Origin of the sequence: Aliiroseovarius marinus (assembly GCF_050881025.1) — a bacterium.
Taxonomy (GTDB): Bacteria; Pseudomonadota; Alphaproteobacteria; order Rhodobacterales; family Rhodobacteraceae; genus Aliiroseovarius; species Aliiroseovarius marinus_A.
This window is the reverse complement of the sequence record NZ_JBNNXQ010000003.1, coordinates 655,354-680,575: the sequence shown is the minus strand read 5'-3', so window position 1 is coordinate 680,575 and position 25,222 is coordinate 655,354. Positions and strand designations below refer to the sequence as shown.

The 25,222-nt window shown below is 55.9% G+C and carries 26 protein-coding genes and 2 tRNA genes; 15 read left to right on the top strand and 13 right to left on the bottom strand.

What is annotated here, in order from left to right:
• The first annotated feature begins 177 nt into the window (after positions 1-177).
• From ACRY08_RS12555 to ACRY08_RS12530, 6 genes are all read left to right on the top strand, one after another.
• Entirely contained in the window at positions 178-1,248 is a 1,071-nt protein-coding gene (locus tag ACRY08_RS12555) for a protein-glutamate methylesterase/protein-glutamine glutaminase (RefSeq protein WP_432450270.1), read from the top strand.
• Positions 1,245-1,778: a chemotaxis protein CheD gene (locus ACRY08_RS12550; RefSeq protein ID WP_432450269.1), complete on the top strand. Its 534-nt coding sequence runs from the start codon at positions 1,245-1,247 to the stop codon at positions 1,776-1,778. The genes ACRY08_RS12555 and ACRY08_RS12550 overlap by 4 nt, the downstream gene beginning before the upstream one ends.
• Positions 1,779-2,278: 500 nt before the next feature.
• Positions 2,279-3,475, top strand: a complete 1,197-nt coding sequence (locus tag ACRY08_RS12545) for a tyrosine-type recombinase/integrase (RefSeq protein WP_432450267.1) — start codon at positions 2,279-2,281, stop codon at positions 3,473-3,475.
• 264 nt (positions 3,476-3,739) lie between these two features.
• Complete coding sequence (locus ACRY08_RS12540) at positions 3,740-4,426, top strand: hypothetical protein (RefSeq protein WP_432450266.1); 687 nt, start codon at positions 3,740-3,742, stop codon at positions 4,424-4,426.
• Positions 4,427-4,513: 87 nt separating this feature from the next.
• Positions 4,514-4,744 carry a helix-turn-helix transcriptional regulator gene (locus tag ACRY08_RS12535; protein WP_432450264.1) on the top strand — a complete coding sequence of 77 codons (231 nt, stop codon included), beginning with the start codon at positions 4,514-4,516 and terminating at the stop codon, positions 4,742-4,744.
• Positions 4,745-4,763: 19 nt separating this feature from the next.
• Positions 4,764-5,465, top strand: coding sequence for a hypothetical protein (locus ACRY08_RS12530; RefSeq protein ID WP_432450262.1), 702 nt, complete (start codon positions 4,764-4,766; stop codon positions 5,463-5,465).
• Between the two features lie 229 nt (positions 5,466-5,694).
• Here the strand turns inward: ACRY08_RS12530 and ACRY08_RS12525 are convergent, their stop codons facing one another.
• From ACRY08_RS12525 to ACRY08_RS12500, 6 genes are all read right to left on the bottom strand, one after another.
• Positions 5,695-7,065: a hypothetical protein gene (locus ACRY08_RS12525; RefSeq protein ID WP_432450261.1), complete on the bottom strand. Its 1,371-nt coding sequence runs from the start codon at positions 7,063-7,065 to the stop codon at positions 5,695-5,697.
• A 271-nt stretch (positions 7,066-7,336) separates the two neighbouring features.
• Positions 7,337-8,191, bottom strand: a complete 855-nt coding sequence (locus tag ACRY08_RS12520; RefSeq protein WP_432450260.1) for a DUF4435 domain-containing protein — start codon at positions 8,189-8,191, stop codon at positions 7,337-7,339.
• Positions 8,163-9,452 (bottom strand): AAA family ATPase, encoded by a 1,290-nt coding sequence (locus ACRY08_RS12515; protein WP_432450258.1) that lies wholly within the window; start codon positions 9,450-9,452, stop codon positions 8,163-8,165. The genes ACRY08_RS12520 and ACRY08_RS12515 overlap by 29 nt, the downstream gene beginning before the upstream one ends.
• 251 nt (positions 9,453-9,703) lie before the next feature.
• The gene (locus tag ACRY08_RS12510; RefSeq protein ID WP_432450257.1) at positions 9,704-10,111 is read right to left on the bottom strand and encodes a DUF4160 domain-containing protein; all 408 of its coding nucleotides are present in this window, start codon (positions 10,109-10,111) and stop codon (positions 9,704-9,706) included.
• 399 nt (positions 10,112-10,510) lie between these two features.
• Positions 10,511-10,585, bottom strand: a tRNA-Asn gene (locus tag ACRY08_RS12505).
• 59 nt (positions 10,586-10,644) lie between these two features.
• Positions 10,645-11,562, bottom strand: a complete 918-nt coding sequence (locus ACRY08_RS12500) for an MBL fold metallo-hydrolase (protein ID WP_432450256.1) — start codon at positions 11,560-11,562, stop codon at positions 10,645-10,647.
• Between the two features lie 94 nt (positions 11,563-11,656).
• On the opposite strand from ACRY08_RS12500, the gene ACRY08_RS12495 reads away from it, so the two are divergent.
• Both ACRY08_RS12495 and ACRY08_RS12490 read left to right on the top strand, forming a co-directional pair.
• Positions 11,657-13,009 carry an ATP-binding protein gene (locus ACRY08_RS12495; protein ID WP_432450255.1) on the top strand — a complete coding sequence of 451 codons (1,353 nt, stop codon included), beginning with the start codon at positions 11,657-11,659 and terminating at the stop codon, positions 13,007-13,009.
• 109 nt (positions 13,010-13,118) lie between these two features.
• Entirely contained in the window at positions 13,119-13,886 is a 768-nt protein-coding gene (locus ACRY08_RS12490) for a class II aldolase and adducin N-terminal domain-containing protein (RefSeq protein ID WP_432450254.1), read from the top strand.
• 175 nt (positions 13,887-14,061) lie between these two features.
• Here ACRY08_RS12490 and ACRY08_RS12485 read toward each other — a convergent pair whose 3' ends face one another.
• Both ACRY08_RS12485 and ACRY08_RS12480 read right to left on the bottom strand, forming a co-directional pair.
• On the bottom strand, positions 14,062-15,042 hold the full coding sequence (locus ACRY08_RS12485) for a pentapeptide repeat-containing protein (protein ID WP_432450253.1): 981 nt from the start codon (positions 15,040-15,042) through the stop codon (positions 14,062-14,064).
• A 407-nt stretch (positions 15,043-15,449) separates the two neighbouring features.
• A tRNA-Ile gene (locus ACRY08_RS12480) sits at positions 15,450-15,526 on the bottom strand.
• 134 nt (positions 15,527-15,660) lie between these two features.
• On the opposite strand from ACRY08_RS12480, the gene purM reads away from it, so the two are divergent.
• The 3 genes from purM to rnd all read left to right on the top strand — a co-directional run bounded on the left by purM (position 15,661) and on the right by rnd (position 18,590).
• Complete coding sequence (gene purM / locus ACRY08_RS12475) at positions 15,661-16,710, top strand: phosphoribosylformylglycinamidine cyclo-ligase (protein WP_432450252.1); 1,050 nt, start codon at positions 15,661-15,663, stop codon at positions 16,708-16,710.
• Entirely contained in the window at positions 16,707-17,312 is a 606-nt protein-coding gene (purN, locus tag ACRY08_RS12470) for a phosphoribosylglycinamide formyltransferase (RefSeq protein ID WP_432450251.1), read from the top strand. Before purM ends, purN begins: the two co-directional genes overlap by 4 nt.
• Positions 17,313-17,429: 117 nt before the next feature.
• On the top strand, positions 17,430-18,590 hold the full coding sequence (rnd, locus tag ACRY08_RS12465; protein WP_432450289.1) for a ribonuclease D: 1,161 nt from the start codon (positions 17,430-17,432) through the stop codon (positions 18,588-18,590).
• A gap of 7 nt (positions 18,591-18,597) precedes the next feature.
• Here rnd and ACRY08_RS12460 read toward each other — a convergent pair whose 3' ends face one another.
• Positions 18,598-19,077 carry a hypothetical protein gene (locus ACRY08_RS12460; RefSeq protein WP_432450250.1) on the bottom strand — a complete coding sequence of 160 codons (480 nt, stop codon included), beginning with the start codon at positions 19,075-19,077 and terminating at the stop codon, positions 18,598-18,600.
• 133 nt (positions 19,078-19,210) lie between these two features.
• On the opposite strand from ACRY08_RS12460, the gene ACRY08_RS12455 reads away from it, so the two are divergent.
• Positions 19,211-19,621 (top strand): SufE family protein, encoded by a 411-nt coding sequence (locus ACRY08_RS12455; protein ID WP_432450249.1) that lies wholly within the window; start codon positions 19,211-19,213, stop codon positions 19,619-19,621.
• A 57-nt stretch (positions 19,622-19,678) separates the two neighbouring features.
• Here the strand turns inward: ACRY08_RS12455 and ACRY08_RS12450 are convergent, their stop codons facing one another.
• The 4 genes from ACRY08_RS12450 to ACRY08_RS12435 form a co-directional block, all read right to left on the bottom strand.
• Positions 19,679-20,317 (bottom strand): DUF1638 domain-containing protein, encoded by a 639-nt coding sequence (locus ACRY08_RS12450; RefSeq protein ID WP_432450248.1) that lies wholly within the window; start codon positions 20,315-20,317, stop codon positions 19,679-19,681.
• The gene (locus tag ACRY08_RS12445) at positions 20,314-20,499 is read right to left on the bottom strand and encodes a hypothetical protein (RefSeq protein WP_432450247.1); all 186 of its coding nucleotides are present in this window, start codon (positions 20,497-20,499) and stop codon (positions 20,314-20,316) included. The genes ACRY08_RS12450 and ACRY08_RS12445 overlap by 4 nt, the downstream gene beginning before the upstream one ends.
• A gap of 83 nt (positions 20,500-20,582) precedes the next feature.
• Entirely contained in the window at positions 20,583-21,287 is a 705-nt protein-coding gene (locus ACRY08_RS12440; RefSeq protein WP_432450246.1) for a corrinoid protein, read from the bottom strand.
• A 170-nt stretch (positions 21,288-21,457) separates the two neighbouring features.
• Positions 21,458-21,907, bottom strand: a complete 450-nt coding sequence (locus ACRY08_RS12435) for an Lrp/AsnC family transcriptional regulator (RefSeq protein ID WP_432450245.1) — start codon at positions 21,905-21,907, stop codon at positions 21,458-21,460.
• Between the two features lie 125 nt (positions 21,908-22,032).
• Between ACRY08_RS12435 and ACRY08_RS12430 the strand changes: the two genes are divergently transcribed.
• Genes ACRY08_RS12430 through ACRY08_RS12420 form a run of 3 tightly spaced genes read left to right on the top strand, consistent with a single transcriptional unit; the run spans position 22,033 to position 25,116 of the window.
• The gene (locus tag ACRY08_RS12430; RefSeq protein WP_432450244.1) at positions 22,033-23,169 is read left to right on the top strand and encodes an amidohydrolase; all 1,137 of its coding nucleotides are present in this window, start codon (positions 22,033-22,035) and stop codon (positions 23,167-23,169) included.
• Positions 23,170-23,171: 2 nt separating this feature from the next.
• On the top strand, positions 23,172-24,359 hold the full coding sequence (locus ACRY08_RS12425) for a diaminopropionate ammonia-lyase (RefSeq protein ID WP_432450243.1): 1,188 nt from the start codon (positions 23,172-23,174) through the stop codon (positions 24,357-24,359).
• Between the two features lie 4 nt (positions 24,360-24,363).
• The gene (locus ACRY08_RS12420; protein WP_432450242.1) at positions 24,364-25,116 is read left to right on the top strand and encodes a maleate cis-trans isomerase family protein; all 753 of its coding nucleotides are present in this window, start codon (positions 24,364-24,366) and stop codon (positions 25,114-25,116) included.
• The last annotated feature ends 106 nt before the right edge of the window (positions 25,117-25,222 follow it).

Below are 25,222 nucleotides of genomic sequence, written 5' to 3'. Positions count from 1 at the left end.
CCCCGGATATCCTGACCCGGACACCGCCACCCCGTCGACGGAGCTGCCAGGCCAGCCACCATCCCTCGCGACTGACGGGACCACCGCTCTGGACAGGCAGGCCGCTTTGGAAAACAGGCCAAACCCCACCCCAACAGAAGACCCCGATATGGATGATTGGGAGGACTTTTGAGCGGTATGTCACAACCTCATGCTTCGCAGAAAAAAATTGATGTTCTGATTGTCGATGACAGTGCAACCATGCGCGCATTGGTACGCCATGCATTGGAAGAAGCCCCAGATATCAGGGTGGTCGGAGAAGCCGCGGATGCTTTTCAGGCACGTGAGGAAATCAAGAAACGCTCCCCGGATGTTCTAACCTTGGATGTGGATATGCCGGGCATGAATGGATTGGATTTTCTGCAACGCCTCATGAAGCATCGACCAATGCCTGTTGTCATGTTGTCTGCGTTAACTGCGAAAGACAGCGCAACGGCAATGAAAGCGCTGTCCCTTGGGGCGATTGATTGCATTGAGAAGCCACGCGTCGGACGGCAATCAAACACGTTTCGCAACCTGTCGCAGAGCTTGCGTGTCGCAGCACGCGCCAACTTGCGTGCTGCCATGCCCAAGAAACCGAACCTCACACAGGCCGCGCCGCGGGTTCGCATGGATGGACTTCGCGACATCGTCCTCATTGGCGCGTCAACGGGGGGATTGGAAGCGATTGGGACTGTGCTGTCTTCAATGCCCGAGCGTTGCCCACCGGTCTTGATTACCCAACATATGCCGAAAAACTTTCTGACCCAGTTTGCAGAGCACTTGGATCGCCGTGTTCCCGCCAAGGTTCGTGTTGCGATGGAAGGGGATCAGATACTCCCTGGGCGAATTCTGCTCGCACCGGGCGGCGCCCATCATTTGGTCGTATCGCCGGATGATCCAACGCGCCTCCATTTGAAAGAAGGGCCGACCAGATCTGGTCATCGTCCGTCCGTAGATGAAATGATGCTGAGCGCCCAGCATCTGGCAAAACGCAGTATTGCCGTATTGCTGACTGGTATGGGGTCGGATGGGGCCCGCGGTATGGCCGCCCTTAAAAGCAAAGGCGCGCTTTGTATCGGTCAGGACGCTGAAAGCTGCGTTGTGTATGGCATGCCTAAGGTCGCCGCTGAAATCGGCGGGGTCAGCGAACAATTGCCTTTGTCAGAGATCGGCCCAAGGATCATGGCTGAGGCACGGGTGCCAGAGAGTACAAGGGTCATCCAATGAACCAGATGGCCTCACCAAATTTTGCGCGAAATCGGGTCTATATCAGCCAAGGTGAGTACCGGGTGTCGGGCGATCCTTCGACAGTCATTGCAACTTTGTTGGGGTCGTGTGTGTCTGCCTGCATGTGGGATCCTGAACAAAGGGTCGGGGGTATGAATCATGTCTTGTTTGTTGATGACAATGAAAACGGCGCTGAAATTATGGGTCATGCCGTGAATGGAATGGAACTTTTGATCAATGGGTTGGTAAATTTGGGGGCTGACCGTCGCAACCTGCGCGCTAAGGTCTTCGGTGGTGCAAGTATGATTGAGGGTTTGTCGGTCGCCGGACAGCGCAATGCCGAGTTTATACTTGATTTTTTGGACCGAGAGGGCATCCAGTATCTGGGTGGAGACACGGGTGGAGTGAAAGCGAGACGGCTGGAGTTCTTCCCAACCAGCGGAAATGCCCGCCAAAAACTGGTATCAGACGCGCTTCCAACAGAAACTGTAAAGCCACTTCCAGGAAAAGACTCTGTGGAATTGTTCTAGCAGTCAAAGAAACAGACTACTTGCTATTGATCACTTAAAAACTCTGGTTTGAGTGCCGAATTGGCTTCGGCGGCAAGAGTTCGTCCAAAGGTGGGGCCTTGGTAGGTCTAAGAAACTAGGCGAAAAAGCATCAGCGTATCGTACGAAAAATAAGCACTGTATGGTAATGCGGCATTTGCAATACACTTTAGGGAGACTAACCACTTCTTGCTCATGAATAAGCTATTGAAAACAGTAGCTTAAACGTCTTTACTGAACAGTTTGAGTGGCTCCGGCGGTAGGGATCGAACCTACGACCAATTGATTAACAGCCGGAAAAACCGGGTTTCTCCGGTTTTCGCCAGAACGCGCCCGCCTGGCATAAGTAGCTGACAGTGAACGATAATTCTTGACGAAATCCACGCTGAAGATTCATTCAATACTCTATGAAACGCTGCACGGTGCTTCCGTAGTGCTTCCGTAAATCGGAGCGAGGGAGGCCAAAACGGAGAGGGCGGAACATGGTGAAATTGACCAAGCGGCTTGTGGACGGGTTGGAGCCTGAAGCACGAGACTATCTCCTCTGGGACGACGATCTTGCCGGATTTGGTGTGCGGGTGTTTCCTTCTGGGCGGCGGAGCTACCTTGTGCAGTATCGGGCGGATGGACGGACCCGACGCCGCTCAATCGGGCAGCATGGTGCATTAACCGCAGAAGAGGCGCGCAAAGAGGCCCGTAAACTGCTTGGGGAAGTTGCCAAGGGGGGAAACCCATCAGAAGAGCGTAAGAGCCGCCTGCAAGCACCTACTGTGGCCTCGCTCTGTGACCGGTTTCTTGACGAATATGCGGAGCACCACTGCAAACCCAATACCCGAAACGGCTATGAGATCGTCATTCGCCGTTGCATTCGCCCCAAGTTGGGACCGCGAAAAATCATAGATGTGACCCGTGCAGATATCGTGACGTTTCACCATGAGCTGCGCGAGAAACCCTATATGGCTAATCGCGCGGTTAGCATTCTGTCGAAGATGTTCAATTTGGCGGAGGACTGGGGGCTTCGCAGCGACGGAACCAATCCGGCGCGGCGCATCAAGAAGTTCAAGGAAGAGGAAAAGAAGCGCTATCTAAGCGATGATGAACAGGGTCGCCTTGGTGGCGTGCTGTTAGATGCGTTGGAGCAAGGTGAGGAAAGCCCCTATGCGGTATCTGCGATTTTCTTGCTACTCCTTACGGGGTGCCGCCTTGGGGAAATCCTCACATTGCAATGGGATCACGTCGGTCCGTTTCACTTAGAATTGCCAGACAGCAAAACAGGACGGCGGCGTATCCCATTGCCAGCAGAGGCACGCGAAATTCTCGGTTCATTGGAGCGGGTGCCGGGAAACCCTTACGTTATCGTCGGAGAGGTTGAAGGACAGCACCTTGTGAATTTGCAGAAGACATGGCTGCGCGTCCGTAAGAAAGCCGGGATTTCCGATGTGCGTATGCATGATCTGCGACACACCTACGCCTCTGTAGCGGTTATGAACGGCGTCGATCCGTTCATGCTTAAAGAAATCTTGGGTCATAAGAGTCTGCAAACGACATTGCGATATTCTCATTTGGCAGACCATGCGGTGCAAGCTGCGGCTGGATCAGTTGCCAGTCGGCTTGCTGGTGCGCTTCGCCAACGGGGCGGAGCGACGGCTAATCCCAAGCTTCGCGTTGTGTCGGGTTAACCCAACGAACGGGGAGGTGTGGTAGGTCATTCGGACGCTTGGTGCTCGGTCTGGATGGGTCTCTTTGTGTCCGAAGGCGTAACGTTACATTACATAGGGATTTAACTGGCAGAATTTTCGCTACATAAGGTAATCTAAAGGCACCTAATTCTAAACTCAGTTGATATTGCTTTGTCCCCCTTTGAAACGTCACTTCTAATCCATCTTTGGGAAAACGCTACTCCCTCCCAAACAGCCCCTTTGTCATTCCTTCCGTCAGATTACTTGCCCAAAGGAAAAACGCACGCTGATTTTGCCAAGCCGAAATTCACCCTTTCTGCACTGGTCGATAATCTCCAGTCACAAGTGGATGCAAATGAAGGTGCGAATGGCGATGCGTTGGCAGTTCTAAGCCAATCGGTTGCCGAAACGAGCGCTCTTGATCGCGATCGCAACCGGTTAACCGAAACCGGTAAAGCACGGCTATTGCAGGCGCTGGCTGCGGGTAATGCTCTTGCTCTGGGATTTGAACACCCTCGAAAGCGTCAGGATGTGCCGATTAAGCTGGAAGCGTCGGATTTTGGCGGTACTGCACATTTTCGCTGGGATTTAGGCACCTTGCGTTCGCATGGCCTGCATACCATAGAGGTCCGCTTTATATCGGCAGAGCGTGCGGAGGGCCTTGCCAAGAAACTCCGCGCTGAAACTCATGAGCGTACAGGCGTGAAGTTTGCTGAGCCTGCCAAACCCGTTGGACGCCCCACAGTCAAACCTCAGATCGAAGCAGCTTTCAATACGCTTTTGAAAGAGGGAAGCGTCGACACTACAGCGCCAATGAACAGAAATTATATCCATATAAGACAGTGGCTTGCAGTTCATTGCTCAGAATTAAATGTAACGCCAGACACGCCGAATGATGAAACCATTCGACGCATCATAAAACCTCTCTTTGATCAGGCCAAAAAACAATAAATTCGGTGCCATTTTATTGTTGTTTTTTGTGGTTCAGGACTTTCGCAGAACAGAGACATCAAACGTTTCTAAGCGGAGAACATGAAAATGAACTACTCAACACAAATCCTCAAAGCTGCGGATAGTGATCTTGATCAGCTGATGGACGAACGCGAAGCAGCATCGATCCTTTGCTACTCGGTACGTGCTTTGCAGAATTGGCGTCATCGCGGAGGCGGGCCAAAATTCGTGAAAGTGTCGGCGCGTTCAGTGCGTTATCGTCGCCGCGACCTTCTGGAATGGGTCGAAGCTCGCATTGTTGCCAATACTTCTGAGTGACGCGAGCCGAGGTTCTAGTATGTCAATTCAAGACGGCACCAATTCCAGAGCGCCACGAAGCATAGGTTCCGTTTTGACGGATGTGCAGGGCAGGGGCCAAAGCAAAGCTTTGAGCCCCAGCAGCAAGAGCAAGGCGGCGAGCTATTCAGAGGTAAAGCAAGCTTGGTCGGAGCAAGTTGCTGCCGACAAGGCATTGACTGGGATCGCACTGCGAATTGCTCTCGCATTTCCCAAGTGGCTCAATCGCGAAAGCCTGCTCGCATGGCCTGCGCAATCGACGCTTGCCGAAGTGATCAACTCGCAAGTGCGCAGCGTTCGGGCCGCTCTCAAGCTCATGGAGGAACGAGGGCACTTGGTCTGCGTGAGTGAGTTTCGTGGAGGTCGTCAGACAAACCGCTACAGGATTGTTTTGCAGAAAAGGGAAATCACGCCTGTCCTATATGAGCACGGATCGATTGATCCGGTCCGAGAGGTTTCAGAGGACCGGTGTGAAGGGATGCCTCAATCCGGCCCGAGCGGTTCTCAAAACCCGGTCTGCGCGGATCGGATCAACCGAGGAACACCTGAAAGAACACAAGAATATAACAATGATGCGCAGAACGCTGCTGGTGAAGAGGAGCAGCTAAGACAGCGCGTTACTCCCCAGAGAGCAGCTGAGATCATGCGCGAAGTCATGGGTGATGATCGGGTGTCTGAAACCGGGTTTTTGAGCAGAGAATGAAAGATGTCGAAAGGCAGCATTTGGGCACTTACTCAAGCAGAGTTGAGCTTAAGAAAATGGGATGCGAACGGAAGTTCGCTGCAAACTAAACGTACGTCTCCTGTACCGGACTTTCTGTTCGTTCTGGTGAGAACCGATTAGAGGCTGTTCCCTGCCCACACCAAACACGCCCATTTCTCGGGACGAGTTGATTGCTACTGCATGAATATGGATTTTTACTGCGCCAAAATTAAGTTCGCTCGTGAATAAGCTTGAAGTACGCCTGCTGAGCAAGATTAAACCCGCTCCGGAATGCCTGTCCCCGAAGCCGCATCAAACGCTTTCGATAGTCATCGCTGGGACCATGCACTATCGCCGACCTGACGTCGTAGAATTGCTTAGTTGCTTTACGCACCTCATCACTATGATCGCTATCGATTGCTAGTAAATCGGACATCGCAGATTGGATCTTTTTTCCGATTCCGGTGCCCTTGATCTCAAACATCAGTTCAATCGATTGAGATACATCGAGAATACGATCATCCAGTAAGAAGCGACCATCTCGTGCAAGCGCTTCAGCTAACCGTCGTCGCACCGGAGCTAGCTGTTGGTAAGATGGTTTGCGCCTAGTCTCGAATGCATCCAGCGCGACCTCGATAGCATTCTGATGTAGCTTGGGAGGTTCTCGAAATGGGTCGCAACTCTTACCAACGTTACCGACCGTCTGCCTACCGCCGCTGTTTCTAGATATACCCAAAAGAAGAAAGGCAGTTCGGTGAATGCAATCATCGATAAATACAAAGGGAATTATTGGTGTTTGGTTTGCGACTGCTAGTAATTCCAAAAAACTCCACGCTTCCTCCTCAAAGCGTGGCTTTATCTGCATTGCTCGTTCACCCGACCGGTTCATTTGATGTAAATGTGGCCGCCAATGAAAAGGGCGCATTATTGCTCCGATCTGTCGCCAGTCACGTCGATCCATTTGCTCCGGCAAAAAGTCTCGTATCCAATCCGGATCAACCCAATCAAGTAATTCAGCGAATGGCACAACGAGCAAGTTTGGTTCAACTTGGATTTGCCTTTCAATTTTGGGTCCAAAGAACAGGAGAACATCGTAGCCTATGTCCATACCGTTCGGGACATTGATTGTTTTGGATGTCCTGCTTGCTTCTAGGAGCACACCAAGTTCGCCCGCTGCCGTTTCAAAGTCATTATCTGATAATTCGTTCGCTCGCTCCATAAGGCCAACCACCAGTAAAGTAAGCCAGGTGAGCGAAGTACCGTTCACAATCTCAACCATGAACTTATCGTTGCCAGCAACACGCCCTAGCGCGGAGCCAATTGCTGGATGCGACCGCAAAATTCCCCGAACGGGATCTAGAGCGGAGCGTAGTGCTTTGAAGTAGGCGGTCTCTGCTTGATTGCTTGATCGTAAAGCGGTGTCGTACAAATCTTGGACATCGCTACTGGGATATGGCGTTTCGTCTTTTCCGTTGAAAGAAGTTGTCGCTGGATAACCATAGCATTGCCAGTGTTTTTCTAAATATGGCGCTTGTGTAGCTTCCAGCTTGTAAAGTGCAGAAGCTAAGCGCTCTTGCCATGATTCAATGCAAAAACTCATCCCCTAGATTTAGCAAGCAATTACGAAGTCATGTAAGCCCCAAACCACCTGTTCGTATCATTCCTGCCTGTTTCAATTGGCCAGCCCAATGCGTGTATTTAGAACCCACACATGGGCAGGAAGCGGTAGTTCGCTGCGCCCGATGCCAAAGTCAGGAATGCGCATATAGCACGCTTTGGATGAACCGCTACTTGTGTGATATGAACCGCCCTGAGAGGCGGCAATTGCATACACTAGCGCTTGCGGGCTGATCTGTGCCTACCCAGAAAAGCTAAATTCTCTCCATGGCGGCTGCATAGTGAGCATTTCGAGGGTGCCCGACGCTGGCAACATCAAGACTGCTGGCAAGCGTATCCATAAACGCATCATACACAGCCTTCCTAGAACCATTGATGCGCTTGGTGCGATAGACGAACCAATGGAAAACAAGGCGCGACACGACCTTTCCAAAGAACGACCGGACACCACATAGTGATCGATAATCTGCGGCGGGAAGCTGTGCTGTCTGAAAATGCCCTAGAGCCTTGGCTTTGCTCAGCATAGAAACAGCTTTGACATATGGCTCATGCCCGCTAGGTGCAGCTATGATTGACATAGGGCTTTGTCGATTAAAGAGCTGTTCATGGTGCCCTATGTATTTGTAATCTAAAGCGCAGACGCGCCGAAGACTTTGCGACAGTCCGTTTCGGAATGTATCGAAATCATCCTTTATCACTTGTTTGCGTGTGGTTGTCGCGAAAAGTGACAAGGCTGACGGGAACTGAAAATCCAGCATGACATCCGATTCCCAACTATACCCGTAAGTGTAGAACACTTGTGGGTGGTCGATTATCAAACCTCGCCATTCGTCGTAATCCCTGTCCATTGCCACAATCACGTTGGAAATCCCTTCTTCCACGACCTTTTCAGCCAGAGGGCGCATGACAGATTTACTTCCCATGCTTTTGCAATGAACAGATTTGCCGCCTTCTGTAAAAATTCGATCCCAGAACACCTCGTCCAGAGATGACCCTTCGCCTTCCACTACCTTACCCTCGCAGTAGACCACAAAATCAACATCGTGGAATAAATGTTCGTTCCCAATGCCTGCGTTTGTCCTAGTGAACATCTTCAATGCACTGCTCAATTTTAATTACGCGATCCTGAAATGAACCAACAATATCGGGGGAGTGTGTGGCCGAAATAATCTGGCAAGACCCGTTCAAACTTCTGATGTGTTCAAAAAGAGCGGATTGCCAATTCACATGGAGTGAAAGTTCCGGTTCATCTGAGATAAAAACAACCGGCCGTTCTTCTTGAAGCAGAGCTTCCCCAAGGATAATGAACAACTGCTTTTCGCCCGAAGAAAGCACTTCAATCCCCACAGTCTCACCTGTTTCGAGGTGAACCATCGGTTTATTGCGCTCATCAAAATGGATTTCTTTGCCAGCAAACAGCTTGTTGATTATCCCTTCAAACTGAATTCGCGGCTGAAAAATCGCTTCCCGTTGTTCTTGCAGGCCTCGCCATTCGGTAAGCATCTCGCTAACGCGGGCAGCGTCCGAAAGTGCTATAGCGTCCTGTAGTGTCAGTCCCTTGGTCTTGTCTTGCCAGTTTGCTCTAGCTTCGTTGGTTCTTGTGTAGTGGGCGTTTACGCTCCTAGTGGCTTTCGCGTTTGAAACGCCAAGGTCTCTCAATACGCTAACTACTGACTGTTTGCTTTCAGCTTCGACGAATGCCTGTCCCAGAACGTCTTCGTCCGAGTGCTTTTGCTCAAGCAGCGATAGGAAAACATGTTCCTGAAAATTCTTACTCTCTGCCTCAGCCTTCGAGTTCAGCAACGAAAAGAAATTCGAGAAGGCTTGGGAAATGTCCTGCAACTTATGGTCAATTGAAGATTCATAGCTGTCTTCCCGCCGGTTTCGCCGCTCCAATTCGGCGCTAGAACGATGAATTGAAAGCCAATTTACTTCAACTAGGTCAGATAGAATGCGGCTCAACCTTGCGCCTGCTTCGCGGTATCTTCTGTTTCGCAAGTACCTTGCGTCCTGGTAAATGCGGTCGTCATATGGGCCTTCTACACCGTAAGTAGTTCCCTTATCGCTGGCCTTTTCTCTGACGGTGTAGATGAGTTCGAGGCTGCCCATTTTGGGGTCAACTTCCTTGGCAACTTCGATTACCGGTTTGCGGTTGGCCCCCACAGCTTTCATCTTGATCGTTACTTTGTCGAATTGCACCGAATACAAAGCAGGAATATCCGCCCTTAGAACAGCGGAAACCAAGTTTATTATCGTGGTTTTTCCGCTTCCGTTTGGTCCAATGAGAAAATTTAGATCAGGGTTTAGTTGTAGCGAAACGAACTTTCGCCCCCAGAAGCCCTCAATTTCAATGCTTTCAATATAGTTCAATGGATTGCTCTCACGTGCGGACCAATGTGTGGCAAGTGTCAATCTTGCCCGTTCAACTCAGGCGTGAGGCTAAGCTGTCTCGTTGCCGAACGCCACCCGAATTTTCTCAAGAATCTAACACCATGAAGATTTAGCTATGGCTGCTACTGGTCAGCGAGCTGCCGTTCGTCAGATTGCGCTTCGAAGGCAGCTCTGGGCCGTCCCACCCACTAATTCTCTAGCTGCCGCTAGTTTAGTTTGTCCGTGGTAGATTAGCCGTCAAGTTGAGGTAGCGTGTCTTGATCGATAGCGCCAACTTGGCAATCGGACGGGCGGGTCTCGTTCCAAACATTCACAAGCTTCGGCCGCAAGGATGGAAATACCATTTTTACAACCTTGCAGATCTTTTTTGGATTTCCTGAGTATTTGAGAACTTCACCTGTTCGAATGTCGAAAGATGCCTCATCGCCGTTTTTAGATACATGAAAATGTGGTGGTGCATGTTCATCGGAATAGATTTGAAACTTCGCACCCAGTTTTTGTTCGACTAGGTGTTTTTCTAATTTTTCACCGTATTCAGCACACAAACCGTGATCCAAGAGAGCGACAATAGATGCGGGAACATCAAAATGCATTCGTGATTCCATTTGCCTCGTGCCCTGTGTGAAAAACTGTTTCATACCTGATGGGATAACCGCTTCAAAGCCCAGCAAACTGAATGGCCGCTTTGAGAAGCTGCGTTGCAGCGTTCGGTTGGTCAACTAACGACTGGTTGGGGCCGCGTTTGCCGTACCCTTTGTCTGGTCTGAATCCGGCTTGCTGAGCGGGAATAGCACTATTTGATCACTCTTTAGTTGAGTGATTAACTCATCAATGAGGGTTGCTATGAAGACGCGCCGACACGACGTGAACTGATTACAGTGCTCGCAACGTGCATGAGGCCACGGGACGCGCTGCGGCAAAATTGCAACGTCGCTTTAAGGGCCGTGATGCTTCCGTAGTGCTTCCGTGGTTCAAACTAGACCAGTAGCCCCGAAAGCCAAAAAAACCTTCAATCTATTGAGCTTGAAGGTTTTTTATGGCTCCGGCGGTAGGGATCGAACCTACGACCAATTGATTAACAGTCAACTGCTCTACCGCTGAGCTACGCCGGAACATGTGGGGCGATATAGCAAGGGCGATTCAGGGCCACAAGAGGGAATTTTGCATTTTTTCACGTGACCCGCAAAAAAACTGCGTCGGCGTCCAGGTTGGGGTCGGCGTGTATGCGTCCTTTCGTTGAAAGGTCGATCAGATGTGCAAATACATTGCGTTCGGCGGCGGGCATCAACGCCTTTGGCGTGTCGTGATAGATGCGCCGCGTGAGATCTGGAATGGCCAAAGGGGCGTCCGCGGGCAGGGCTTCCAGAATCTGTGCCTCGCGGGTTTCGCGATGTTGGATCAGCCATTGGATACGGGCCGCAGGGTCGGTGATCGCGTCGCCATGTGCGGGGTAGTATATGCGATCCGTGCGGGCGGCCAGTTTGCGGCAGGAGGCCATGAAGGCGGTCAGGTCTCCATCCGGTGGCGAGACGAGTGAGCTGGCCCAGCCCATGACGTGATCTCCGGTGAAAACAGCGCCCTGCGTGGCGAAGCTGAGGTGATTTGCAAAATGTCCCGGGGTCCAGATGGCCTCGATTTCCAAGCCGCCTGCTTCAAAAACCTCCGCATCCGAAAGCGTGATGTCGCAGGTGAAGGCGGCATCCACGCCTTCGCCGCCGCTGGTCAGCCCGCGGGCCACCAGATCACGCATCACCGCACTGCGCCCAGACAGCGCATCGCCATAGGCCAGAACAGGCGCGCCCGTTGCATCAGACAGGGGGCGGGCCAAAGGCGAGTGGTCCAGATGGGCGTGGGTGACAAGAATATGTGTGATGCGTTCACCCGGCGCCAAACCATCCAAAATCGCTTGCATATGCCCGCGATCTGCCGGGCCGGGGTCGATGACGGCGACGTTGCCTTCGCCCAGCACGAATGTGTTGGTGCCCCAATAGGTCATGGGAGACGGGTTGGGCGCGATGATGCGGCGCATGCCCGGTTCTATTTGGGTCATCTGGCCGGCAGCGGGGCGAGGCGGCTGGTCCTTGGTCATGCGCGCGATCCTTGTACGTGGTGGGGTGTTGTCCGCTTCATGCCGCGCTGCGCGGGTGCTTGGCAAGAGAAGCGCTACGTCATAGGGTCAGGCCATGTCGCAACCTGCCTCACAAACCAGCGCCAGTTGGCGCGATTTTGCCTGGCTCAAACGGTTCATGCCGCGCGGGCTTTATGGCCGGGCGGCGCTGATTCTGATCGTGCCGATTGTGACCCTGCAGCTTGTGGTCTCGGTCGTGTTCATTCAGCGCCATTTCAACCGGATCACCGTGCAGATGACTGAGGCGGTTGTGGTCGATTTGGCGCTGTTGCTGGACCAGATCGACAAAGCCACGGATGTCACAACCGCACAGGCCATGTTGTCGCCACTATCCGGGGCGTTGGCCATTGGCGTGGATCTGCCAGGCGCTGCTGTCACAACGCGCATGGCGTGGAATGATTTCACCGGTCCGCGTGTCGAACGCACATTGAAAGCCGGATTGCCCGAGGTGACAGGCGTTGATCTTCAAGACGCGGAATACGGGGTCGTTTTGGGCGTGAATACCCGCCATGGCCTTGCCCGAATTGGGTTTTCCCGGCTGCGTGTGTCGGCATCCAATCCGCACCAGTTGTTGGTTTTGATGGTGCTGACCGGGTTTCTGATGACCATTATTGCCTATCTTTTCCTGCGCAATCAGTTGCGACCGATCCGCCGCCTTGCGCGCGCGGCCGAGGCCTTCGGCAAGGGGCAGGTGGTGCCTTACAAGCTTGCTGGGGCAACCGAGGTCCGCTCTGCCGGCAAGGCGTTTCTGGATATGCGGTCCCGCATTGACCGCCAGATTGAACAACGCACCCTGATGCTCTCCGGCGTCAGCCATGACCTGCGCACGCCGTTGACGCGGCTCAGGCTGGGATTGTCGATGATCGAAGACGAGGCGCGTGAAGATCTGGAACGTGATGTCGAGGATATGGAACGTCTGGTCGATCGCTTTCTTGGTTTTGCTCGGTCGGATGCGGTTGATGATGACCCCGAACCGGTTGATCCGGCCCAACTGGCCCGGCATCTGGTGGAAAACGCCATGCGCGCGGGCATGGATGTGACCCTGGGCGAACTTGCCTCGCCCGGAGAGCGCCCCCTGCGCCGCACAGCGCTGGAACGCGCGCTGGATAACCTTCTGGGCAACGCAACCCGCTATGGCTCCAAGGCGCGTTTGTCGCTGGTTCAGGGCCGGGGGGATTTGCGCTTTGTGATCGAGGATGACGGGCCGGGCATCGCGCCGAAGGACCGTGAAGAAGCGTTGAAACCTTTTGCGCGCCTTGATGCGGCGCGCAACCAGAACAAAGGCTCCGGCGTGGGGCTGGGTCTTGCCATCGCCAGCGACATTGCGCGCGCGCATGGCGGGCATCTGCGTCTTGGGGAGAGCGCGGATCTGGGCGGGCTCAAGGTGGAGTTCGTGTTGCCGCTTTGATCGGGCAGGGGCTCTGTCGTCACGCGAAGTCGCAAAATGGCGCGACAGGTCGTGATTTGCGCGGTTCTCTGAACCTACCAGATAAGTCGAAACGCTTTAGGAGAGCACGATGACCGCAACTGCCCCCTCGACCGCCGCGACCCCCAACATTGCCCATTGGGACGAACGCGTGGACATGGCTGCGGCCTTTCGCTGGACCGCGCGCCTGAACATGCACGAAGGCGTGGCGAACCATTTCAGCCTTGCGGTGAATGACAGCGGAACGCGGTTTCTGATGAACCCCAACCAGATGCATTTTGCCCGCATCCGCGCCTCGGACCTGTTGGAAATTGACGCGGACGACCCCACCACCATGGACCGCCCCGATGCGCCCGATCCCACCGCCTGGGGGCTGCATGGCGGCGTACATCGCCACTGCCCACATGCGTGCTGTGTGATGCATGTGCATTCGATTCACGCCACGGTTCTGGCGTCTTTGGCTGACAGCAATCTGCCGCCGATCGACCAGAATTGCGCGACCTTTTACAACCGCTATGTGATCGACGACGGCTATGGCGGGCTGGCGTTCGAGGACGAGGGCGAACGCTGTGCGGCGTTGCTGACCGACCCGAAAGTGAAGGTGATGATCATGGGCAACCACGGCGTGTTGGTGATCGGAGACAGCATCGCGGACACGTTCAACCGGCTTTACTATTTCGAACGCGCCGCCGAGACCTATATCCGCGCCCTGCAAACCGGCCAGCCCCTGCGCGTGCTGTCAGACCTGATCGCCGAAAAAACCGCGCAGGAGCTGGAAGACTACCCACAGCAGGGGGATCGACACATGGCGGAACTGCGGGCGATTTTGGATGAGGAAGGCAGCAACTATGCGTCATGAAGCAGGGCGTGCCCGCGCCGCCAAAGGGCGTGGCTGGGGAATGCCTCTAGTATGAACGGCAGCTATGTGGGAAAAAGCGAAGCTTCGCCACGGTAGCGCCACCGTCTGCTTTGGAGCCACCACGATCCAGTTTTCTTGCACGATTGAGATCAGGGACGGTACTCTAATAGCCAGTCTAATCGGTTGGGCCGGATGTCTCTGGAAAGAGCAGCGGATAAACTTGAGTAAAGAACTTTCCGTGATCTTCATAATAAGGCCGTAACGCGTCGCAACGTTCTGGCCGGGATCTATCGGGATCATCTTGACGGTCGTATTCAAAAAGCTCGCTTCCCAATCGTTGCAGTTCCACGTTGTAATCAGAAGAACTGTGGAAAGCACCTGACAACCAGTCCGTGGTATTTGGTTCTTTGTTATCTAAGAATTCCGGTGGGACACTTAGGTTGCTCACATCCGCACACTCCCAATCCGCCGCTATTGGAAGTTCTTTGTCAAACACTGCATGCATCAGAAACGCACCCCTGAAGTCAATCACGTTGCGCCACCGCACATTGTCGAAATCTGCGCCTAACAAAAAGGCCTGATCGAAGACAGTGTTCTGAATTACTCCATTTTTGAATGAAGCATTTGCCATGGCCGCAGCAGAAAAGTTCCCATCCGCGATGACCACACCTTCGAAATTGGCTTCTGAGAGGTCAACGAGATGACCATGTGTCTCGAAGGAGAGATCAAGGCCGCGCAACTCAACCAGGTGAGAACACATCATGAGATCTGGGAGATTAACAGTATCAACGGGTTTCATTTGGCCGCCCATTGCCTCACACGACAGATCTAACCCCCTCAAAGAAATATTCCGGCTTGCGAGGAACTCGATTGCTCCTACCTTGCCGCTGTTACCGCGTGCAGGTGTTGAAAGTGTCGACCAAGCGCGTGCGATGGCTTCTTGCTCATTTACGCGCCGTACTTCCCGAAGCTCTAAAAGGGTGATCAGAATTCCAATCACGGCTGCAACAGCAACCAATAATTTCGTAAAAGGATGGGCCTCGAAGGCTGCGACACCGAGGACTAGACGAGACCAGCCTGAATCCTTATTTGCAAGCAACTTGGCATCATGTTTTTTGTCTTCGACCTCGGGCGTCGATCTGTTTTTGCTACTCATGGTTAAACTCCGGGTCCGTGATGATACTAGTGCTGCGCTAGTGGTGGGGTGCGCCATGCGGCAAGACGCTATTACACGCTAAGCCGATTTATGGCTGTTGGCAGGACTTGTTTGGACGATGTCGAGTGTGCCAAGGTCCCCACGACATAATCTACCTACCCAAAACGATCATTCGCGCGACAACCCTAATGACAACCAGCACGCTGCTGCAAATCTATGTTGAACAATTGCCGAGTTGTTCGGCAGGTGAGAGCAACGAGTCCCGAAGCAGACATTTGTGAACTGTTCGGCGTGCGTCGCTTTGGGACCATAGCGGATATTTGACCCATGGTGCCAGCGGATCTCATTTTCTCAAGCGACGTCACACTCTCAACGAGAAGATCACGCGTCGCGTGTTGGCAAAGAAATGGTAGGCCCGGCAGGACTTGAACCCGCAACCAAAGCGTTATGAGCGCTCTGCTCTAACCAATTGAGCTACAGGCCCACTGCCACTCTTGGTGGCGCATTGCTAGCAAACTGGTGGCCAGCGTCAAGCAAGCCGTGGACTCTTTGTGCCCCTTACGCTATCGCAGGCGCAGAAAAAAACTGCCGCGCCACAACCGACCATGGGGGACAGACATGAGCGACGCATCCAAGGGCATCACCTACGCAGACGCAGGGGTGGATATCGACGCGGGCAACGCGCTGGTTGAACGGATCAAACCAGCAGCACGGCGCACCAACCGCCCCGGCGTGATGGCCGGTCTGGGCGGCTTTGGCGCGCTTTTCGACCTGAAGGGCGCGGGTTTCAAGGACCCGGTTCTTGTTTCGGCTACCGATGGGGTCGGCACCAAGCTGCGCATCGCGATTGACACCGGGAATGTGGATACGATCGGCATCGACCTTGTGGCCATGTGCGTGAATGACCTTGTGTGTCAGGGTGCCGAGCCTTTGTTTTTCCTCGATTATTTCGCGACCGGCCGGTTGGAAACCGACAAGGCTGCGCGCATCATCGAAGGCATTGCCAAAGGCTGTGAGCTGTCGGGCTGTGCACTGATCGGCGGCGAGACGGCGGAAATGCCGGGCATGTATGACGATGGCGATTTCGACCTTGCAGGCTTCTCGGTCGGCGCGATGGAGCGCGGCGAAGTGCTGCCGCGTGGCGTGCGCGATGGCGATATCCTGTTGGGGCTCGCCTCTGACGGTGTGCATTCCAACGGTTATTCGCTGGTGCGCAAACTTGTCGAAGTGTCGGGCCTGGGCTGGGACGCGGCCTGCCCATGGGATGGAGAGATCACGCTGGGCGAGGCGCTGTTGGCGCCCACCCGTCTTTACGTGCGTTCCACGCTGGATGCGATCCGGTCGGGTGGTGTGCATGCGCTGGCTCACATCACCGGCGGGGGCCTGACCGAAAACCTGCCGCGCGTTCTGCCCAAGGGTATGGGCGCGATGGTTGATCTGGATGAATGGGATTTGCCGCCCGTGTTCAAATGGCTGGCCGCCACCGGTCAGATGTCCGAGGCAGAGATGCTCAAGACCTTCAACGCCGGGCAGGGCATGGTCATGGTTGTCGACCAGAAACAGGCGACAAAACTGATCAAGCTGCTGTCTGATGCAGGCGAAACCGTCACACGGCTGGGACGTATCAGCCAGGGTGAGGGCGTGAAATATCTGGGGTCTCTTCTGTGAGAGCGGATGCCCGCAAGCGGGTCGCGATCCTGATTTCAGGCAGCGGGTCGAACATGGTGACGCTGGCCAAGTCCATGACCGGCGACCACCCGGCACGGCCCTGTCTGGTGCTGTCAAATCGTCCTGATGCGGGCGGGTTGGACAAGGCCAAAGCCCTTGGCATTCCCACTGCGGTTGTGGATCATCAAGACTTTAAAGGTGACCGGGAAGCCTTTGAAAATGCGCTGAATACAGCGCTTGATGAGGCGCGCCCCGATATCCTGTGTCTGGCGGGTTTTATGCGCATCCTGACCCCGGTCTTCACCGGCCACTGGGCGGGTCGTTGCCTGAACATCCACCCCTCATTGCTGCCCAAATATAAGGGGCTTCACACCCATCAACGTGCACTGGATGCCGGCGACGCCGAAGCGGGTTGTAGCGTGCATGAGGTGACCGCCGAGCTGGATGGCGGCCCCATTTTGGGTCAGGCCCGCGTGCCGATCCAACCGGGCGATACCGCCGACACTCTGGCGGCACGGGTGTTGGTACAGGAACACCTTCTTTACCCTGCCGTGCTGCGCCGTTTTACAGCCGGCGACCGCACCCCGGTCACATTGCCCTGACCGGTTTCCTGCAAGGCTTTCCTTTCGAGTGTATTCGACGTAAACCCGACAAACGGCCAAGGGGCGGGCCAGGACTGAAATGGGGCGATGACCGCCCAAAACGAGCAGGAAAGCCACATGATCACCATCACCACAACCCAAGAGCTTGAGGCCTTTTGCATCCGCGCGACCTCGCACCCCTATGTCACGGTCGACACTGAGTTCCTGCGCGAACGCACCTATTATTCCAAGCTTTGCCTTGTGCAACTGGCTGTGCCCGGTGATGCGCAAGAAGATGCGGTATTGGTGGACCCGCTGGTCGATGGCCTGTCGCTGGAACCGCTGTACGAGCTTTTTCGTGATGAGCGCGTGGTCAAGGTCTTCCACGCGGCCCGTCAGGACCTTGAGATTTTCCACGTGGATGCAGGCGTATTGCCGCGCCCGCTCTTTGACACGCAGGTCGCGGCGATGGTCTGCGGCTTTGGCGATCAGGTGGGCTATGAAACGCTGGTACGCAAGATCGCCAAGGCGCAGCTGGATAAATCCAGCCGCTTCACCGACTGGTCACGCCGTCCGTTGACCGAGGCCCAGAAGAAATATGCATTGGGCGATGTCACCCATCTGCGCGACATTTACGAGTTTCTTGCCGCCGAGCTGGAGAAATCCGGTCGCGGCTATTGGGTGGAAGAAGAGCTGGCCATCTTGCTGGACCCCGAAACCTATATCGTGCGTCCCGAAGATGCCTGGAAGCGATTGAAAACACGCACAAACTCCGGGCGGTTCCTGGGCGTTGCCAAAGAGCTGGCGCGGTTTCGCGAAGGCTATGCGCAGGCGCGCAACATTCCACGCAACCGGGTGATGAAGGATGACGCCCTTCTTGAACTTGCCTCGACCAAGCCGCGCAACCAGCAAGATCTGGGTCGTTCGCGCCTTTTGTTGCGAGAGGCGCGCAAGGGCGATATCGCGCAAGGTATTCTTGATGCCATCACGGCCGGGCTCGAGTTGCCACAGGATCAATTGCCCAGACCGGCAGGCAAGGGCAATGAAAAGCTTCAGGTGAACCCGGCGCTGGCGGATCTGCTTCGCGTGCTTCTGAAAGCGCGTTGCGAGCAGGAGAAAGTGGCGCAGAAACTGATTGCATCAGCGGCTGATCTGGATGCGCTGGCGGCAGGAAAACGCGACGTGGTGGCGCTTACGGGCTGGCGTGCAGATGTGTTCGGCACGGATGCGCTTAGATTGTGCGAAGGCAAGCTTGCGCTGGCCGCGAAAGGCCAGCGGGTCGAAGTTTTCGAGGTGTGATAAGGGTTTATCTGCTGGTTGACCGGGCGTTATTGGCCCCGACCACGCGGATTGTGCGAACACCTTGCAGCTTCACATTGGACACGAACTGGCCCACGAAAACCTCGCGCTGTTTGGGGCGCCCTTGGTTGGTGTAATAGCGCGGCTCAACAATGCGATAGTTATATGTCAGCACACCGTTCACTGGGCGTTCGAAGTTTTCCGGCACCAGTTCGGCGTCCCAATACCCCAACCGCGGCGGCAGGCCGGTGGCGCGGATGATGGCACCGCCGGGTGCGCGCATGACCTGCAAATCGGTGACCTGCGTGACCAGCTGGCGATCTTCCTGTTCATCCAGAAAACCACCTTCGGGGATCAGCGCCACTTCCTCGACCCCGTTTGACTGGAACCAGGAAAACGGGTTGAGATTTGTGTTTCCGCCACAGGCAGACAGCGTGATGGCCATGGCGGCCAACAGGGCAGGGGCGGCAGTGGGACGGAAAATCATGACGGCTCCTCTTTCTCTGCCCAAAGGGTTAGCCCATGTCGGGGGCTTTGAAAAGACGCCATTCCTTCTGTCGCGCTCTGGACGTTTTGCGCGGACAGGCTTAGGTCAGAGGCAAAGACGAAAGGGAACATCCATGGCCAGCGCCGCGTTTGAAGAGATTGTCGAAGATTTCGAGTTTCTGGAGGACTGGGAGGATCGCTATGCGACCGTGATCGATATGGGAAAATCGCTGCCCGACATGAACGACGCGCTGAAAACGCCTGCCACCAAAGTGGAAGGCTGCGCCAGCCAGGTCTGGCTTCACCCCGAGATCAAAGACGGGGCCTTCCATTTTTCCGGGGACAGTGACGCGATGATCGTGAAGGGGCTGATTGCGGTCCTGACGGCGCTATATTCCGGCCTTCCCGTGGCCGAGGTCAGCGCCGTTGATGCCCCGGCTGAGCTTGCGCGCCTTGGGCTGAACGAGCATCTCTCTTCGCAACGGTCAAACGGGCTTCGGGCGATGGTCGAACGCATTCGCCTTCATGCCAGCCAAGCCGCCTGAGCCAATATTATCGGGTAAAATCATTGGGGTAGAGTGCAGGTCCGGACAGGGTTTCGCTCAGGGCGCAATGCCGGCCAAGGCCGTGGCAAGATCACCATATCCGGTGAACCGCCGCTCATAGCTCAGCCCCAACCGTTCCGCCGCGGCCTCTGCCATCTGGTCCAGATCCGGATTGTCCGTTTGCGCCATATACACAAGCTTGGTGTAGTGGCCAAAATACATGTCGCGAAGTTCCGGGTGGCGGTCCAGCCCGAGCGGCTTGATCACAAAGCTTTCAAACCCGCGCGCCAGAAAATCGGTCAGGTAGAAGACGTCAATCTCGTCCTCGGCGCGCGTGATGAAATCGTCGGTGCCTTCAAAAAACGCATAGCAATGCGGACCGCGGATCATGTTGATCCCCAGTTCTTGGCACAACCGCTCCAGTTGCCCGCCGGTGCCGCAATCCGCATAGGCCAGAAAGATGCTGTCGAAGGCGTCTTTGTGTTTTTCGACCGCCTCGCGCACGGCATCTGGAATGCGTTCAGGCGTGTTGTGCAGGATGGCGGGCAGACAGGTCAGGCTGATGTGGTCCCAGCCGTTCAGACGGATCACGGCCAGAATTTCATTGGCCAGTGCGCCACAGGCCAGCACCAAGACAGATCCGGCCCCGGTCGGCGCCAACCCGTTGGTGGTCAGGCTGCTGTCATTCAACGTCATTTTTCATCCTTTGCCGTCAGGGCGCGCAGCGCGATCGAGGCCAGCATCACAAGGGGCAAGAGGGCCATCGCAACCTGCCCATCCAGTTTGCCCGCCGCCGCCGCCATGGCACCCACCGCTACGGTGAGCCCGCCTGCAAGGATCACCAGCGTGATCAGGAATATGAAACGTGTCTTGCTCATCATCTCAATCTGGGGACGGGAGGGGCAAAAGAAAAGACCCCACCGCACGGGCAGGGCCTTCAATCTGCCAAGCGGCGCAAGGTTTAGCCAGCGGCCAGCTGGTTGTGTTTGCGCGCCATGTATTCCTTTGCGGTCTCAACAGCCACGGCCGCGTCACGGCAATAGCTGTCGGCACCGATCGCCTTGCCGAACTCTTCGTTCAGCGGTGCGCCACCCACCAAAACGGTGTAGTCGTCACGAATGCCCTTTTCGACCATCGTGTCGATCACAACCTTCATATAAGGCATCGTGGTGGTCAGCAGGGCCGACATGCCCAGAATATCGGGCTGTTCGGTTTCCAGCGCTTCAAGATAGGCCTCAACCGCGTTGTTGATGCCCAGATCGACCACTTCAAACCCGGCGCCTTCCATCATCATCGACACAAGGTTCTTGCCGATGTCGTGGATGTCGCCTTTTACGGTGCCGATCACCATCTTGCCCATGCGCGGCGCGCCGGTTTCGGCCAGAAGCGGTTTCAGAATGCCCATGCCGGTTTTCATGGCGTTTGCGGCCAGAAGAACCTCGGGCACAAACAGGATGCCATCGCGGAAGTCGACGCCGACGATGGTCATGCCGCCAACAAGTGCTTCGGTCAGCACGTCATAGGGCTGCCAGCCGCGTTCAAGAAGGATATTCACCCCCTCGGCGATTTCTTCGGCAAGACCGTCATAAAGGTCGTCATGCATCTGCTGCACCAGCTCTTCGTCGTTGAGCTCGCTCAGGATGATATCTTCTTCTTGGTCGGACATGGTGCGGTTCCCTGGCTGGAAGTGTCTCTCGTATTTTCCCTAATGCGCTGAAAGGGCGCACCCGGTCTGGGCAATTTGCGACACTGAGTGCCCTGTGACCGACCTGAGGGCAAATGAATTTTCCTGTGGATCAAAATGAGGTTGGCTCATATTCCACAAGACACATCTGATCACAAAACATCCAACGAGGCCTTAACGCGGTCCATGACCACCGCTGTGCGAAAGCGGCTGACATTACTTTCATCCATGAAATGGGTCTGGGTGAAGGCCTCATATTCCTTGATGTCCTTCACGGTCAGGATCAACAGAAAATCGGCTTCTCCGGTTGTGTAATAGCATTGCTGCACACTGGGCGTGTCCCGCATGCGCTTTTTGAAGGCGTCCAGATGGGCGCGGCTTTCACGTTCCAGATTGACCTCGACAATGACGGTCATGTCGCGGCCAAGCTTTGACGGCGACAAAACCGCAATCTCGCGTTCAATCACCCCGGTTTCGCGCAATTTTTTCAGGCGTTTTTGCACGGCGGGCGGGGACAGGTTGACCTCTGCGCTGATGGCGTCGGCGGTAAGGCGGCTGTTGGACTGCACAAGGCGCAGAATGTGAAGGTCGGTATCGTCCATGTGATGAACTTCCTCGGGTTTTGGCTTTCGTGTTACAAAATATGTAGCGCTGAGGGTAAAGTAAGAGGGAAATCATATCAAAAGCTACACTATACTTTCTTTACGTATTCGCAAAGTGAAGCCCAATGACAGATAAATGGACAGAATTGCGCCGTGAATTTCATCGCAACCCCGAATTGGGGTTCAAGGAAATGCGCACAAAGCAACGAGTGGCCGGTGAACTGCGCGCCATGGGTCTGGAAACGCATGAGGGCGTCGGCGTTGTGGGCGTCCTGAAGCTGGGCGAGGGCAATCGCGCGATCGGATTGCGGGCCGATATGGATGCGTTGCCCATCCAAGAGACCTCGAACCATGGCTACCCCTCGCAAACGCCCGCTGTGATGCATGCCTGCGGCCATGACGGGCATATGACCATGCTCTTGGCGGCTGCGGACCGTCTGATCGCCGAGGGCGGGTTTGACGGCACGGTTGTCTTTATCTTTCAACCCAATGAAGAACATGGGCTGGGCGCGCGTGCGATGCTGGATGAAGGGTTTTTGCGGCAGTTTCCCATCGACGAGGTCTATGCGATCCACAATCTGCCCGGCGCGCCGCTTGGGCAGGTGTCGACCCGCACGGGCATGATTTGCGCTTCGGAAAGCCTGTTTGAGATCACCATTCAAGGGCAGGGTGGTCATGCCTCGATGCCGCAGGTTGGGGTCGATGCGATCACGGTGGGGTCGGAAATGGTGCTGGCGCTGCAGACCATCGTGTCGCGCAAGCTGGCGCCGGGGGCGGGGGCCGTGGTGTCCGTGACCGAGTTCGTGACCGACGGGCAGCGTAACGTATTGCCCGGACAGGCGATTTTGAAAGGCGATGTGCGCGCGCGACTGCCCGAAGACCGCACTCGGATCGAGGCGTTGATGCGCCAGATCGTGGCGGGTGTGGCCGCGACCCACGGGGTTGAGGCCAGGATGAATTTCAATACCGAGTTCGTCGAGACCATCAATGCGGATGGTCCGGTTCAGGCGATCTACCGTGCGGGCGAGGCCGCGGGCTGCGACGTCTGGCGCGACCGCCCCCCGATGAGCTTTTCCGAGGATTTCGCCCATTTCTCGGCGGCTGTGCCGGGCGGTTTTCTTTTGCTGGGCAACGGCGAAGACGGTGCCCATGCAAAACCGCTTCACGCGGATGATTATGACTTCAATGATGACCTCTTGCCCATCGGGGCGGGCTTCTGGGTTGCGCTTGTGCGCGACCGGTTGCCGATCAGAAAGGACTGAGCATGCTGGATAATTTCAGGGCAGCGACGCTGGCCCACCGGGCTGGACCCCGTCGGGACGGAGAGGCTGCCGAAACCGTGTTGACGCGCGATGATTTCGCCACGGCCTGCGCCGAGATCATGGCATGGGATGGCTATGCGCCGACCCCTCTGGTCTCGCTGTCCGGCTTGGCGGCCCAGATTGGCGTGGCGCGGATCGATTATAAACATGAAGGCCCGCGTTTTGGGCTGGGCAGTTTCAAGGCGCTTGGCGGCTCCTATGCGGCATTGCGCGTTTTGCAGCGCGAGCTGACCGCGCGGCTTGGTCGGGACGTCTCGCTTGAGGAAATCCGGCGCGGTGATCTGGCCGCGGATTGCGCGCAGATCACGCTGGTTTCGGCAACAGACGGCAATCACGGGCGGTCACTGGCCTGGGGCTGTCAGCGTTTCGGCGCGCCCTGTCGGATTTATATCCACGCCGAGGTTAGCGAAGGTCGCGCCTCCGCCATGCGTGATCTTGGGGCCGAAGTGATCCGCATCGACGGCGACTATGATGCTTCGGTTCTGCTGGCCAAGGACGAGGCCGCAGCGAATGGCTGGTTCGTGGTCTCCGATACCTCCTGGCCCGGCTATGTTGATCCGCCGCGCGACGTGATGGCGGGCTATGGCGTGATGACGCGCGAGGTCTGCGAGGCGCTGGAGCACGCACCCACCCATGTCTTTCTGCAAGGCGGTGTGGGCGGTCTGGCCGGATCGGTCGCGGCCGGGTTGCGGCAGCACTACGGGCCGGACAGCCCGCGTGTTGTCATCGTTGAACCGGATCTGGCGGCCTGTCTTTATGAAAGTGCGCGCACCGGGGTTGCGACCAATGTTGCGCTGCATGACGAGACGATCATGGCCGGGTTGTCTTGCGGGGAACCGTCTGAAATGGCTTGGGAAATCCTGGCCGAAGAGGCGTCGGATTTCGTGACCATCCCGGACGCGATCGTCGCCCCGACCGTGCGGCTTTTGGCGCGCGCCTCTTTCGGGGACGAGGTGATCGAGGCCGGAGAAAGCGCGGTTGCTGGTTTGGCGGCGCTGGTTGCGGCGATGGGCCAGTCCGACATGGCCCAAGCCCTTGGACTGGACGCAGGGTCGCGTGTTTTGATGATCGGATCTGAAGGCGTCACTGACCCCGCGATCTATGCATCCATCATGGCCGGAGACCTGTGACGCGATGAAGCTAGGTTTTGATACGGATCAGGGGATCGGCACACGTGCCAATCTGGGGGTGGTGGTGCTTGAGACGGACGAAACGCTGGAGCATGAGTTCAGGCAGGTTTTTGACCTGCCCAGCGTGGCGCTTTATCACAGTCGCATTCCCATGGTGCGCGATATTCGCCCCGATACATTGGCGAGAATGGAGGCGGATTTGCCCGCCTCGGTGCGTCTGCTTCCGCCATCTCTGAAATTCGACGTGATCGGCTATGGCTGCACCTCGGCTGCGACGGTGATTGGCTCGGACAAAGTGGCCAAGGCTGTTCAGGCTGTGTGCCCGAAGGCGCGGGTCACCGATCCTTTGGCTGCGATGATCGCTGCAGGGCGTGCGCTGGGGGTGGTGCGTCTGGGGTTCGTGACGCCCTATGTGGCCGAGGTGTCGGCGCAGATGCGCGGCAAGCTTGAGGCGGCGGGATTTCAGATCGCCGGCTTTGGATCGTTTGAAGAGGGGGATGATCAGGTGGTTGCACGGATCACCGAGGCCTCGATCGCTGACGCGGTGCGTGCGATGACGAGGACGCCCTGCGATGCGGTGGTGATCTCCTGCACCAATTTACGCTGCCTACGGATCATCTCGGAGCTGGAGGCGGAGCTGGGCGTGCCGATCCTGTCGAGCAATCAAGCGCTGGCCTGGCATATGATGCGTTTGGCAGGGATCGAAGATGCGATGCCGCAGTTTGGTCGGGTATTTGAGAAGCCCCTGACGCGCTGACGCGCTTGGCGCCTGCGGCGGGCATGTTTTGCGCCTGCGGCGGGCAGGGGGGGGGGGGGCGCGGGGCGGCGGGCCCCCCCCCGCGCGGCGGGGGGTGTGTGCGGGG